This is a genomic window from Streptomyces sp. VRA16 Mangrove soil, from assembly GCF_017377775.1.
GTDB lineage: Bacteria > Actinomycetota > Actinomycetes > Streptomycetales > Streptomycetaceae > Streptomyces.
Window position 1 is genome coordinate 270980 of the sequence record NZ_JAFVLN010000006.1, and the last position, 13161, is coordinate 284140.

Genomic DNA, 13161 nt, shown 5'->3' on the forward strand with positions numbered 1-13161 from the left:
CGGGATGGCGGGCAAGCGAGACGCTGTACGGGCGATGGGCGCGGTCGCGGCCGTCGCCGTGCTGACCCTGACCGCGGCGGGCTGCTCCGACGACACCAGCCCCTCCGACGCGGCGTCGAAGGCGGCGTCCGCCGCCGCGTCGGCCACCGCGAAGATCGGCGACACGGTGGCGTCCGCGACGGCCGAGGCCGGCAAGAAGCTCGACGAGTTCAAGGGCGGCGTCAACGCCAAGGACGACGTGAAGCTCGGCGACGTGACGAAGGACGGCGGCCGCGCCACGGTCCCGGTCACCGTCACCAACAGCGAGTCCGCCACGCGCTCGTACGCCGTCCAGGTCGACTTCCGCGACAGCGGCGGCAACCTGCTCGACACGATCGCCCTCACCGTCAGCAACGTGGAGGCCGGCAAGTCGAAGGAGGCCACGGCCCGCAGCAACCGCTCCCTCGACGGCGACGTCACGGCCGACGTGGCCCGCGCGCTGCGCCACTGACAGGCGGGGCGCCCAGGCCATGAGCAGCCCCGACGAACGTGCCGCCCACGGCAGACGAGCCCGCAAGCACACGCCGCGCTCCTCGCACGCCCCCTGGATCCCGGCCGCCGACCGCCCCGACCCCGTCGTCGTCCTGGAGCGCCAGGCCGCCGACCGCCTCACCGACCTGCTGCCCATCCGGTACGGGCGGATGGCGGCGAGCCCGTTCGCCTTCCTGCGCGGCGCCGCCGCCGTCATGGCGGGCGACCTCGCCGCCGGCGCCCACACCGGACTGACCGTCCAACTCTGCGGCGACGCCCACCTGCTGAACTTCGGCCTGTTCGCCTCCCCGGAACGCGCCCTGCTCTTCGACCTGAACGACTTCGACGAGACCTACCCCGGGCCCTTCGAATGGGACGTCAAACGGCTCGCCGCCTCGGTCGCCGTCGCCGCCCGCGACAACGGCCACAGCGACAAGCAGGCCCTGCGGGCGGCGCGGGCGAGCGTCACCGCGTACCGCACGAACATGCGCCGGCTCTCCTCGCTCGGCGAACTCGCCGTCTGGTACGAGCGAATAGACGCCCACGAACTGCTCCCGCTGGTCCGCTCCGCACGCCACCGGCGCCGCGTCGAGCACACCCTGGCCCAGGCCACCCGCCGCACCAGCCTGCACGCTCTCACCAAACTCACCGAGCCGGCCCCCGACGGGCGCCGCCGCATCGTCCACGACCCGCCGCTCCTGGAACCCGCGGGCGTCTCCGACGCGGCCGCCATCCGCAAGATGTTCGGCGACTACCGCTCCACGCTCGCCGAGGAGCGCCGCCGTCTCCTCGACCGCTACCGCTTCGTCGACGCCGCCCGCAAGGTCGTCGGCGTCGGCAGCGTCGGCACCCGCTGCTTCATCGTGCTGCTCGCCGGACGCGACGCCGACGACCCGCTCTTCCTCCAGATCAAGGAGGCGACCCGGTCCGTCCTTGAGGAGCACGTCCCGTACCACGGGCCCTACGTCCACCCCGGCCACCGCGTCGTCTCCGGGCAGAGGCTGCTCCAGGCGGCGGGCGACATCTTCCTCGGCTGGATGACGGGCCCGCAGGGCCGCGCCTTCTACTGGCGGCAACTGCGCGACATGAAGGGCACCGCCGACGTGGCCGGCATGCCGCCCGACGAACTCCTCGCCTACGCCCGGCTCTGCGGCACCGCCCTCTCCCGCGCCCACGCCCGCTCCGGCGACCGCATCGCCATCGCCGGGTACCTCGGCAGCTCGGACACGTTCGACCGGGCCGTCGCCTCCTTCGCCCTGCGCTACGCCGATCAGACCGTCCGCGATCACGCGGTGCTGCGCCGGGCCATCTCCTCCGGCGTTCTGGCCGCGGCCCCGGGTGCCTGACGAAGTCCGGGGCTACGCTCGACAGGTGCAGGCAAACCACACCGCCGAACCCGCTCCTCCGTTCGCCGTCGTGGCCGTCGCCGCGTCCGCCGGAGGTATCAACGGGCTGACCACACTGCTCGGCGCACTGGAACCGGACTTCCCTGTTCCGGTCCTGGTCGTGCAGCACCTCGACCCCCGCCACCGCACCGTCCTCGCCGAGATCCTCGACCGCCGCACCCCGCTGCACGTCAAACTCGCCGAACAGGACGACCTCGCCGAGGCGGGCACCGTCTACATCGCGCCCCCCGACCGGCACCTCCTCGTCGGACCCGGCTGCAGCCTCTCCCTCTCCCTGAGCGAACTCGTCCACTTCCTGCGGCCCTCCGCCGACCTGCTCTTCGAGTCCGTCGCCGGGACGTACGGGGAGAGCGCCGTCGCCGTCGTCCTCAGCGGCACGGGCAACGACGGAGCCATGGGTGTGGACGCCGTGAAGTCACGCGGCGGTACCGTGATCGTCCAGGACCCGGAATCGGCGGAGTTTCGAGGAATGCCGGAGGCGGCCGTGGGTACAGGGGCCGTGGACTTCGTGCTACCTCTTGAGGAGATCCCCGCGGTGCTTAGGGGACTTGTCGGCAAGAGTCGGTAAGAGTCGGTAAGAAGAGGCAGTGGGTAGAAGACGATGAGCGAGGCTTCGCGCGACGTTGAGACGGACGAGGAGCTCGAAGAGCTGCTCAGGTTCCTGCGGGACGCCCGTGGATTCGACTTCACCGGGTACAAGCGCTCGTCGCTCGGCCGCCGCATCCGCAAGCGCATGACCGACGTGGGCATCGAGTCGTACGCGGACTACCGCGACCAGCTGGAGACCACGGCCGACGAGTTCAACGCGCTGTTCAACACCATCCTCATCAACGTCACCTCCTTCTTCCGCGACACCGACGCCTGGACGTACCTCCAGGACGAGGTGCTCCCCGAACTCCTCGCCCAGGTCGGCCACTCGGACGAGATCAGGGTGTGGAGCGCGGGCTGCTCCAGCGGCGAGGAGGCGTACTCGCTGGCGATGATGTTCGCGGAGGCCCTGGGCCTGGAGGAGGCCCTCAACCGGGTCAAGATCTACGCCACGGACGTCGACGACGAGGCGCTGCGCGACGCCCGCTCCGGCCTCTACCCGGCCAAGACCCTGGAGCCGCTCGCCGCCGAGCTGCGCGACAAGTACTTCGAGCAGAACGGCTCGCAGTTCAGCTTCCGCTCCGATCTGCGCCGCCGGGTGATCTTCGGCCGTCACGACATCACCCGCGACGCCCCGATCTCCCGCCTCGACCTGCTGGTCTGCCGCAACACGCTGATGTACTTCAACGTCGAGGCGCAGACCCAGATCATCGACCGGTTCCACTTCGCGCTGCGCGAGAACGCCTTCCTGTTCCTCGGCAAGGCCGAGATGCTGCTGAACGACGCCGAACGCTTCGACGTCCTCAGCATGCGCCAGCGCATCTTCCGCCGCCGCCCCGGCGGCACCACCCCGCCCTATCAGCCGGCCCCGCTGAAGCTGCGCGTCACCAACGGCGGCGAGCTGCAGAGCGTGGCCCGCAACCGGCAGCTGCGCGACCTGATCCTGGACGCCTCGCCCGGTGCCACCCTCGCCGTCGACGCCGAGGGCATGGTCGTCTTCATCAACAACCATGCCCGCGTCCAGTTCGGCCTGACCTCCAACGACACCGGCCGTCCCTTCCAGGACCTGGAGATCTCCTACCGCCCCGTGGAACTGCGCTCCCTCATCGAGCAGGCCACGCACGAACGCCGCACCCTGAGGGTCAACGGCGCGGAGCGCAGGGTCGGCGAGGACGTCCAGTTCTTCGACATCCTGGTACAGCCGCTGGTCGGCGCGGGCGGACTGCCGGCCGCCACCAACATCACGTTCACCGACGTCACCGTCGCCACCCAGCTCAAGTCCGAGATCAAGCGCGTGCGCGAGGACCTGGAGACGGCGTACGAGGAACTCCAGTCCACGAACGAGGAGTTGGAGACGACGAACGAGGAACTCCAGTCCTCCATCGAGGAGTTGGAGACGACGAACGAGGAACTCCAGTCCACGAACGAGGAGTTGGAGACGACGAACGAGGAACTCCAGTCCGGCAACGAGGAACTGGAGACGATGAACGAGGAGATGCGCATCCGCAGCGAGGAGCTGGACGAGGCGCGCGCCTTCCTGGAGGGTGTCCTCACCTCCATCGCCGCGGCCGTCGTCGTCCTCGACAAGGACCTCAAGGTCAAGAGCTGGAACCGGGGCGCCGCGGACCTGTGGGGCCTGCGCCAGGACGAGGTCCTCGACCACGCCTTCTTCGACCTCGAGTTCGGGCTGCCGACCAAGCCGCTGCGCGAGGTGGTCGAGGAGTGCCTCACGTCCCGCAAGCGCGGGGTGCCGGTCACCCTCGACGCCGTCAACCGCCTTGGCCGCAGCATCGGTTGCACGGTTCAGTGCAGCCCCTTCGACGGTCACCGCGGCGGTGTCGTGCTCTTGATGGAAGAAGGGCACACCGACGGTCAGGGATGACCGACGGGCGTAGTGTGGATGGTATGGACCCCAGCGGCGACTCGCCCGCACAGGCCGCGCTCGCCTGGCAGCGTGCGGTCGGCGCGCGGGCGCGCGCCGAGCGGGCCTTCGGGCTCGCCCGGCGGTACGAGGGGCTGGCGCGCAGCGCGAGGGACCCCATGTTCGAGCGGCTCGCCCATATCCACCGCACCACCGGTGCCCGTCACCAGGTCGCCGCGGAGCTCCTGGAGAGCCACGCCCGCCGGGCCAGCCGGTGGGTACGGGACGGCGGGCCGCCGCCCCGGTTCATGACGGGTGTCGCCGAGGCGTGCGGCGCGCACAGCGTGGCGGTGACCCTCGTCGACGGCGACCGCAATCAGCTGGCGACGGCCCCCTCCGATCAACCGGCGCGCAGGGCACAGGACCTGGAGTTCGCCCTGGGGGAGGGCCCGGCGCGGGACGCGGTCAGGGCCAGGGCCCCCATCGACGTGTCGGGCCGCGCGCTGAGTGTGTGCTGGCCCGGCTACGGTCCGGCCGTCATGGCGCTCGGAATCGGCCAGGTGGTGGCCGTGCCGCTGCAGGCGCCCGACGAGTGCATCGGCGCCCTCGCTGTCTTCGATCCGCATCCCGGCACGGCCTCGACGCTCCTGTTCAGTCAGGTCGCCGACGCGCTGACCCGCAGTGTGTTGCTCGGCCGTGACGCGGTACCCGGCCTCTTCGGGGGCATCGACTTCCGGGCCGTGGTGCATCAGGCGGCCGGCGTGACCGCAGTGCAACTCGGATGTTCCGTCGTGGATGCACTGGAACTGGTCAAAGCGCGGGCGTTCGCCGACGGTCGCCCCATCGGCGACATCGCCCGGGATATCGTCGAAGGACGACTCACACTCGGCTGAGAGGTCTCCACCGTGATGCTGCAGGGACCGGAACTCGGCGCGGTCTTCGCCCATTTGACGGGGGAGGCGGCCCGCGAGCCGCTCGACACACAATCCTTGCTCAGCACCCTCGTGGCAGGTGCCGTCAGGCTCTTCGGAGCGCGCGGTGCCGCCGTGCGCTATCAGGCGGGCCCCGGCGGGGTCGTGTGGACCGCCGGCACGGACGATGCCCTGCGCGATCTGATCGCGGACGCCGCGGACTGGCGGGAGGGGCCCGCCCACGACTCCTCCACGACAGGCGGCGCCCTCATCGACGTGGACGTGACGACACTGCCCGTGCGCGCGCACTGGCCGCGCTGGTCCGCCCGTGTCCAGGCCCTGGGGTACGGCAGGGTCACCGCGCTGCCGCTGCCCGCCAAGGAGGGCGCGGCCGGGGCCATAGCCCTGTTCGACGCACCCGGAAGGCGCCTCGACGAGCCGGCCCTGGCGCTGGCCCGCAGCTACACGGACGCCGCGGCGCACACCCTCTCGCTCCAGCGCGAGGTGACCGAGAGCCGGGTCCTGGCCGGGCAGCTGGAGTACGCGCTGTCCAGCCGGGTCGTGGTGGAACAGGCCAAGGGGATCCTGGCGGCGCGCCACGACCTGACCCTCGAAGAGGCGTTCTCCTGGTTACGCGGCTATGCGCGCTCGCACCAGCGCAAGGTGGCCGACGTGGCCCGAGAGATCATCGAGGGCAAGCTGGAGTTCCCCGCGGGGTGACGCGGGCCGGACATCCGGCGGGGACGCCCGCTGCGGGCCGGACGCCCGGCGGGGACGATCGCTGCGGGCCGGGCATCCGGCGGGGATGATCGCTGCGGGCCGGGCAACCCGCGGGACGACCGCCCTCACTCGTGCTTTCGTGCCCCGACCTCAGGAGGCGGCGGCCTCCTGCGGCGTGGCCCTGGCCGCTTCCTGGGCCGTCTCCTGGGCCGTCTCCTGCGCCTTCTTCTGGGCGGCGAGCGCCATCTCGCGCAGCTGCTCCTCTTCCTCGTGGCTCAGCGACGTCTGCACCAACTGCCCGCCGAACGCGGCGAGTTCCGGCACGACCTTGTCCTTGGCGGCCTGCTTCACCAGGGCGAAGACGGCCGCCGCGCCCGGCCGCAGATTCTGGCTGAGCTCCTTCATGAAGTTGTCGTTGATCCCGGTGTCCGTGACCGCGCCACCGGCGGCACCGGCGGCCGCGCCCACGGCGGCCCCCAGGAACGGCACCAGGAACAGCATCCCGATGACCCCGCCCCACAGCGCGCCGCCCGCGGCACCGGTCGTCGTGTGGTTGACGGCCTGGTGCAGCTTGATCTTGCCGTCGCTCTCCCGCCGCTCGACGACGACGATGTCCTCCAGCTCGACCAGATGCTCCCGGGTCATCGAAAGGACCTTGTCGCGCACCTGGTTGGCGGTCGCGAGGTCGTTGTAGGCGACGACGAACAGATTGCTCATGACGGCACTCCTCCGAGGCTGGGGCAGCGTGTGCAACGTGCCCGAGTTTAAGTCAAATGCCCTATTTTCGCCTTTCCGTCTTTTCGCCCCTCCGGCCCTGCGTCCCCGTCAGTCCTCCCCGCGCACCTGGATCAGCGTCTGCTGCCCCCGCGCGACGAGCTTGCGCTGCTCGCCCCGCACCCCGAACATCTCCAACCGTCCTGTCCCGGCTCGCCGCGTACGGCACCGGCCACGAGCCGGTGGAGACCTGCGCCAACGGCGTCCGCCACGTCGGGATCCTGGACCCGGACGGCAACGGCCTCTGCCTCGCGGAGCCGCCGCAGCGGTGAACCCGGGTGGGCCCCGGCCTGCGTGTCGGAGGCGGGAGCCGCTCGTTACGACCATGACTCTGGGCGTTCTGACCTGGGGTCTTGCGACAACGAAAGGCTCTACACGCCATCATGCCGGACCTTTTCAGTGATGTTGCTCCCGCTCGGTGCAGCGATGCCGCCCCGCCCTGGAAGCAGGTCCTGCCCGGGGCCGAACCGAAGGTGGTGCGGGACGAACTGGTGGCCGCGGCGGAGTGGGTGTCCCGCTACCTGAGCGAGCTCCCGGCGGGCTCGGTGAGCCGTCCGATGCGTGCCGAGCACAGGGCCCGGCTGCGCGAGGGATCCCTCGCGCCACAGGGAGCCGAACTGGGCCGGGTGCTCGACTTCGTACGTGCTGAGATCGCGCCGTACCCGAGCGGCAACGGCCACCCCGCGTTCTTCGCCTGGGTCAACTCCCCGCCCGCACCGGCCGGTCTCATCGCCGAACTGCTGGCCGGCGCCGTCAACGCGACGTGCGGCATGGGCGAGAACGCGCTCATGGACCTGGAGCGCGGCACCGTGCGTACCCTGGCCGGCCTGGCCGGGCTGCCCGACGGCACGGGCGGGGTCCTGACCAGTGGCGGCTCGATGGCCAACCTGCTGGCCCTGGCCACCGCCCGCTCCTGGTTCCTCACCCGGCGCGGCTCGGGCGACGGACCCGACTACGACCGCGACCACGCCCGGCTGACTCTCTACTACAGCGCCCAGGCGCACATGTCCGTGTCCAAGGCCGCCGCCTGCATCGGCGTGCCCGCCCATCGGCTGCGTCCGGTTCCCGCGGATGCGCAGGACCGTCTGGACCCCGACGCGTTGCGCGCCGCGGTCGCCGCCGACACCGACGCGGGGTTCCTGCCCTTCTGTACGGTCAGCACGCTGGGCACGACCGCCACCGGCGCCGTCGACCCGCTCGAAGCGGTCACGTCCGTGTGCCGCGGCGCCGGGATGTGGCACCACGCCGACGGCGCCTGGGGCGGGCTCGGCGCGGCCGTCCCGGCCCTGGCCCCGCTGTACCGGGGGGTGGGGGACGTCGATTCCCTGACCGTGGATCCGCACAAGACCCTGAGCGTTCCCGTGGGCTGCGGCGCGCTGCTGGTCCCGGACCCCGGGCACCTGCACACCGCCTTCGCCCACCGCGCCTCCTACCTCACCGCGGGGGAGACCGACGCCCTGCCCTGGCTGTCCCACTCCACCGTCGAACTCACCCGTCCCGGCACCCGCGCCCTGGCCTTGTGGGCGACCCTCAACCATCTGGGCCGCGACGGTGTCACCGCGCTGATCGAGCACTACCTCACCCTCGCGGCCCGGCTGCGCGACAAGATCACCGCCGATCCCCGCCTCGAACTGCTGGCAGGCGGCCCCTGGCCGGCCGCGTGCTTCCGCGTCACCGACGTCGCCCCCGACGACGCGGACGCGCTGCACACCCGCGTCGCCCGCCGCATCCAGGAGGGCGGCCGCGCCTACCTCGCCACCGTCGAGGTCAGGGGACGCACCGTGCTGCGCGCCTGCGTCTGCAACTACCGCACCACCACGGACGATCTCGACGTGCTGCTCGGCGAGGTCGCCGCAGCCGTCGACGCCGACCGCGGCCGGTCCGGCCGTACGGACGGAGCGGAGTAGACGCACTCGCCCGCATCGACGACGAGTGCGCCACCCCTGTGCCGGGACGGCGCACTCGTCACGGTGCCTGCTGGCAGTGCTCCGGGACCTGGATCCAGGCCGCGCGGAGCTGCTTTCCGGATGTCGAAGCCGCGCAGGCGATTCGCCCAGGGACCGTGGGCCGTGCCCCAGGTGAGGTGCACTCGTGGTGCACACGACGAGTAGTGACGGTCACAGGAGAGAGCGCCGACGCCCTGCGGTTCGGGTGAGGCCGGTGAATCGGGCTGGAGGCGGCGCACCTGCGCGAGCCGTCCCTGACTCGCCGGGAACAGTAGGCTGCGCCGAGCAGCACGGAAATCGCCGAGCACGCGCGAGGGAGGTACGCCATGACCGCCGAGATGGTCGCACCCGACTGGATGCACGCGCAGATCAGCGCGGAGCAGTACGACTCCTGGACCGAGGAACAGTGTGCAGGCATCGAGATCGTGGACGGGATGGTCGTAGCGAGCCCGAGCACGTCCAAGCGCCACAACCGGCTGGCCCGTGTCCTGGCCAACGCCCTGGACGAAGCTGCCGGCGCGGACTGGAACGCTGACACCGGCTTCGACGTCCGCCTCCAGGACGTCCCCCTGACCAACCGGCGCCCCGACGTCACCATGTACCGGGCCGACACCATCGACGTCACTCCCACGCGGCCCGAACACGTCCTCCTCGTCGTCGAAGTCGTCTCCCCCGGCTCGGAAACGACCGACCGGATCGTCAAAGTCGAGCAGTACGCGAAAGCCGGAATCCCCTTCTACTGGCGCATCGAGCAGGCTGCCACAGGCCTCCCCATCGTCTACGCCTACGTCCTGGACCCCGCCGGCAAGACCTACCGGGACAGCGACGTGTTCACCGGCACCGTCAAGGCCGTCGCACCCTTCAGCCTCACGGTCGACCTCGGAGCCGTCTGAGGTCGGTCACGTGGCGCCGCACGCTCGCCGGAGTGCCCCACAGCAGTGAGCGCGATCGCGGTGCCACTGATGCCGTGACGATGACGGCGGCGTGGCTTCAGTGCCACGGCTCGGAGGATACGTGCGGCTGCGAGCCGTGTTGTTGGGATTCCGACCGCCTCAAACGACCGTGGGCCGCGTCCTTCCTCCTCGGCGGGGAAGGACACGACCCACGGCCCATGCACGGCCCAGAGCGCTACGCGGGGCTCTGACCCGCGTAATTTCTAGATGTCGAAGTACAGCTCGAACTCGTGCGGGTGCGGCCGCAGCTGGATCGGGGCGATCTCGTTCGTGCGCTTGTAGTCGATCCACGTCTCGATCAGGTCGGACGTGAAGACGCCGCCGGCCTGCAGGTACTCGTTGTCCGCCTCCAGGGCGTCGAGGACCGCGGGGAGCGAGGTCGGGACCTGCTGGACGTTGGCGTGCTCCTCGGGAGCCAGCTCGTACAGGTCCTTGTCGATCGGCTCGGCCGGCTCGATCTTGTTCTTGACGCCGTCGAGGCCCGCCATGAGCAGCGCGGAGAACGCGAGGTACGGGTTCGAGGACGGGTCGGGCGCGCGGAACTCGACGCGCTTGGCCTTCGGGTTCGAGCCCGTGATCGGGATACGCATGGCCGCGGAGCGGTTGCGCTGCGAGTAGACCATGTTGACCGGGGCCTCGAAGCCCGGGACCAGGCGGTGGTACGAGTTCACCGTCGGGTTGGTGAAGGCGAGCAGCGACGGGGCGTGCTTCAGGATGCCGCCGATGTAGTAGCGCGCCACGTCCGAGAGGCCCGCGTAGCCCTGCTCGTCGTAGAAGAGCGGCTCGCCGCCGGCCCACAGCGACTGGTGGACGTGCATGCCCGAGCCGTTGTCACCGAAGATCGGCTTCGGCATGAAGGTCGCGGTCTTGCCGTTGCGCCAGGCGACGTTCTTCACGATGTACTTGAAGAGCATCAGGTCGTCGGCCGCGGCCAGCAGCGTGTTGAACTTGTAGTTGATCTCGGCCTGGCCGGCGGTGCCCACCTCGTGGTGCTGGCGCTCGACCTGGAGGCCGTTCTTGTCCAGCTCCAGGGAGATCTCGGCGCGCAGGTCGGCGAAGTGGTCGACCGGCGGGGCCGGGAAGTAGCCGCCCTTGTAGCGGACCTTGTAACCGCGGTTGTTCTCGACGGCGCCGGTGTTCCAGGCGCCCGCCTCGGAGTCGATCTCGTAGATCGACTTGTTGGCGGAGGTCTCGAAGCGCACCGAGTCGAAGACGTAGAACTCGGCCTCGGGGCCGAAGTACGCGGTGTCGGCGATCCCGGTGGAGGCGAGGTACGCCTCGGCCTTCTTCGCCACGTTGCGCGGGTCACGGGAGTACTGCTCGCCCGTGATCGGGTCGTGGATGAAGAAGTTGACGTTCAGCGTCTTGTCGCGGCGGAAGGGGTCCACGCGGGCGGTGGAGAGGTCCGCGCGCAGCGCCATGTCGGACTCGTGGATGGCCTGGAAACCGCGGATCGACGAGCCGTCGAAGGCGAGCTCCTCGGTCGGGTCGAACGCCGCAGCCGGCACCGTGAAGTGCTGCATCACACCCGGCAGGTCGCAGAACCGGACGTCGACGAACTTGACGTCCTCGTCCGCGATGAACTTCTTGGCGTCATCGGCGTTCTGGAACATCCAACTCCTCCTACTCCCACCCGGGGAGGGGCGGGGTTGCAGCTCGGTACAGCTCGACAGTGCGGCCAGTGCGGTGGCACACGCTGGGACCCGACCATAGGCAGACGTGATTTCTCAAGCATGACCCATTTGTTTCGCCGAAGTTAACCGGACCAGGGGGGAGGGTGGGGTGAGGAACGCGCCGCAGTACCGTGGATGCGTGGACAACAGGGAAGCAATGGGCTCGTGGCTGTCGGGGCCGCGCGAAGCCTTGGAGAACGCGGGTGCGAACTTCGGTTACCGCGGTGAACAGCTCGGCCTCCCGGAGTCGGGCCCGGGTTCGATCGCCCGCCCCGGCCGGCGCATCGGAGCCCTCGTCGTGGACTGGGCGCTGTGCATGCTGATCGCATACGGCTTGGTGACGCACGGCTACAACCAGGCGACCAGTAACTGGGCGCTGCTCATCTTCTTCGTGCTGAGCGTGCTGACGGTCGGCACGATCGGCTGCACCCCGGGCAAGCGCCTCCTCGGCCTGCGGGTCGTCTCGGAGGCGGGGGGCCGGCTCGGCGTCGGGCGGGTCCTGGTGCGCACGGTGCTGCTGTGCGTCGCCATCCCCGCGCTGGTCTGGGACCGCGACGGCCGCGGGCTGCACGACCGGATCGCGAAGTCCGTGGAGGTCCGAATCTGACCGCTGTCGGCCAGGGGGGGCGCGTCCGTCAGCGGCTCCGCCGCGGGGTGCGACCGGCCGCACCCCACCGGCACCCGACAACGAAACCCGAACGAGGCGGGCCGGAACCCGAAGGTTCCGGCCCGCCTCGTTCACGTAGGGACAAGCGGCGGCGTCACCGCATCTTGCCGCCACCCTTGGGCATCTTCATCCCCTTGGGCATCGGGCCCTTCGGCAGCGGCATGTTCGACATCAGGTCGCCCATGGCGCGCAGCCGGTCGTTGGTCGCGGTCACCTGGGGGCCGGTCAGTACCCGGTTCAGCTTCAGCATGGTCGTGCGGAGCTTCTTCAGCGGGACCTGGCCCTCGCCGTTGCCCACGATGATGTCGTGGACCGGGACGTCCGACACGACACGGGCCATCTTCTTCTTCTCGGCCGCGAGCAGCGTCTTCACCCGGTTCGGGTTGCCCTCGGCGACCAGCACGATGCCCGCCTTGCCGACCGCGCGGTGCACGACGTCCTGGCTGCGGTTCATCGCGACCGCCGGGGTCGTGGTCCAGCCGCGGCCGATGTTGTCGAGCACCGCGGCCGCTGCACCGGGCTGACCCTCCATCTGCCCGAAGGCCGCACGCTCGGCACGGCGTCCGAAGACGATCGCCATCGCGAGGAAGGCGAGCAGGAAGCCGAGAATTCCGAGATAGATGGGGTGACCGATCAAGAAACCGATCGCGAGGAAGACACCGAAGGTGACGATTCCCACAGCCGCGAGTACAAGACCGATCTTCGGATCGGCCTTGCTGGTCATCTTGTAGGTCAGAGCGATCTGCTTGAGTCGCCCTGGATTCGCAGCGTTCGCTGCCGTGTCCTTCCTCGCCATGCCTGAAGTCTACGTGGCCGGGGACGCCGCATGAACAGCAGTACGGCCCGGACCGGCCCGGCCGGGGTGTCAGCCCCGGGCGGAGACGGCTTCGAGGACGCGCTGGGCCTCGACGCGGTCCTTGGCGCGGCGGCGGTCCTCCAGGACGGAGGTCCATGCGTTGCGGCGGGCGGTGCGCTGGCCGCCGCTCATGAGCAGCGACTCCACGGCGCGCAGGGCGTCGGTGAACGTCGGGATGGCGGTGGCGCGTACGGGCGCGGCCTGCATCGTTGAGGTCCCCCCTCAGAGACGGATCACAGCTTTGGCGATGGGTGCACGAGCGGTGATTACAGGGTCACTGATTGGTGTTACCAGGG

13 protein-coding genes are annotated in these 13161 nt (G+C 70.3%); 9 read left to right on the top strand and 4 right to left on the bottom strand.

From position 1 onward, the window contains the following. Positions 1 to 4 precede the first annotated feature (4 nt). Genes J3486_RS18800 through J3486_RS18825 form a run of 6 tightly spaced genes read left to right on the top strand, consistent with a single transcriptional unit; the run spans position 5 to position 5996 of the window. Positions 5 to 490 (top strand): hypothetical protein, encoded by a 486-nt coding sequence (locus J3486_RS18800; protein ID WP_207821524.1) that lies wholly within the window; start codon positions 5 to 7, stop codon positions 488 to 490. A 19-nt stretch (positions 491 to 509) separates the two neighbouring features. Next, positions 510 to 1856, top strand: a complete 1347-nt coding sequence (locus J3486_RS18805; RefSeq protein ID WP_207821526.1) for a DUF2252 domain-containing protein — start codon at positions 510 to 512, stop codon at positions 1854 to 1856. 25 nt (positions 1857 to 1881) lie between these two features. Continuing rightward, positions 1882 to 2484 (top strand): chemotaxis protein CheB, encoded by a 603-nt coding sequence (locus J3486_RS18810; RefSeq protein ID WP_307804862.1) that lies wholly within the window; start codon positions 1882 to 1884, stop codon positions 2482 to 2484. A gap of 33 nt (positions 2485 to 2517) precedes the next feature. After that, on the top strand, positions 2518 to 4386 hold the full coding sequence (locus J3486_RS18815) for a CheR family methyltransferase (protein WP_207821529.1): 1869 nt from the start codon (positions 2518 to 2520) through the stop codon (positions 4384 to 4386). A gap of 23 nt (positions 4387 to 4409) precedes the next feature. Then, the gene (locus J3486_RS18820; RefSeq protein ID WP_207821531.1) at positions 4410 to 5258 is read left to right on the top strand and encodes a GAF and ANTAR domain-containing protein; all 849 of its coding nucleotides are present in this window, start codon (positions 4410 to 4412) and stop codon (positions 5256 to 5258) included. Positions 5259 to 5273: 15 nt separating this feature from the next. Continuing rightward, entirely contained in the window at positions 5274 to 5996 is a 723-nt protein-coding gene (locus J3486_RS18825; protein WP_207821533.1) for a GAF and ANTAR domain-containing protein, read from the top strand. Positions 5997 to 6146: 150 nt separating this feature from the next. Here the strand turns inward: J3486_RS18825 and J3486_RS18830 are convergent, their stop codons facing one another. Further along, entirely contained in the window at positions 6147 to 6713 is a 567-nt protein-coding gene (locus tag J3486_RS18830) for a DUF1269 domain-containing protein (protein WP_207821534.1), read from the bottom strand. A 440-nt stretch (positions 6714 to 7153) separates the two neighbouring features. Between J3486_RS18830 and J3486_RS18835 the strand changes: the two genes are divergently transcribed. Both J3486_RS18835 and J3486_RS18840 read left to right on the top strand, forming a co-directional pair. Continuing rightward, positions 7154 to 8677: an aminotransferase class V-fold PLP-dependent enzyme gene (locus tag J3486_RS18835; protein WP_207821537.1), complete on the top strand. Its 1524-nt coding sequence runs from the start codon at positions 7154 to 7156 to the stop codon at positions 8675 to 8677. Between the two features lie 365 nt (positions 8678 to 9042). Beyond that, positions 9043 to 9609, top strand: coding sequence for a Uma2 family endonuclease (locus J3486_RS18840; RefSeq protein ID WP_207821539.1), 567 nt, complete (start codon positions 9043 to 9045; stop codon positions 9607 to 9609). Between the two features lie 263 nt (positions 9610 to 9872). On the opposite strand, the gene glnA is transcribed toward J3486_RS18840, so the two are convergent. Next, positions 9873 to 11282 carry a type I glutamate--ammonia ligase gene (gene glnA / locus J3486_RS18845; protein WP_207821541.1) on the bottom strand — a complete coding sequence of 470 codons (1410 nt, stop codon included), beginning with the start codon at positions 11280 to 11282 and terminating at the stop codon, positions 9873 to 9875. Positions 11283 to 11481: 199 nt separating this feature from the next. Between glnA and J3486_RS18850 the strand changes: the two genes are divergently transcribed. After that, the gene (locus J3486_RS18850; protein WP_207821543.1) at positions 11482 to 11949 is read left to right on the top strand and encodes an RDD family protein; all 468 of its coding nucleotides are present in this window, start codon (positions 11482 to 11484) and stop codon (positions 11947 to 11949) included. Positions 11950 to 12103: 154 nt separating this feature from the next. Here the strand turns inward: J3486_RS18850 and J3486_RS18855 are convergent, their stop codons facing one another. Together J3486_RS18855 and J3486_RS18860 are read right to left on the bottom strand one after the other, a co-directional pair. Beyond that, positions 12104 to 12805, bottom strand: a complete 702-nt coding sequence (locus J3486_RS18855) for a DUF4191 domain-containing protein (protein ID WP_207821544.1) — start codon at positions 12803 to 12805, stop codon at positions 12104 to 12106. 69 nt (positions 12806 to 12874) lie between these two features. Next, positions 12875 to 13072: a hypothetical protein gene (locus tag J3486_RS18860; protein WP_207821546.1), complete on the bottom strand. Its 198-nt coding sequence runs from the start codon at positions 13070 to 13072 to the stop codon at positions 12875 to 12877. Positions 13073 to 13161 lie beyond the last annotated feature (89 nt).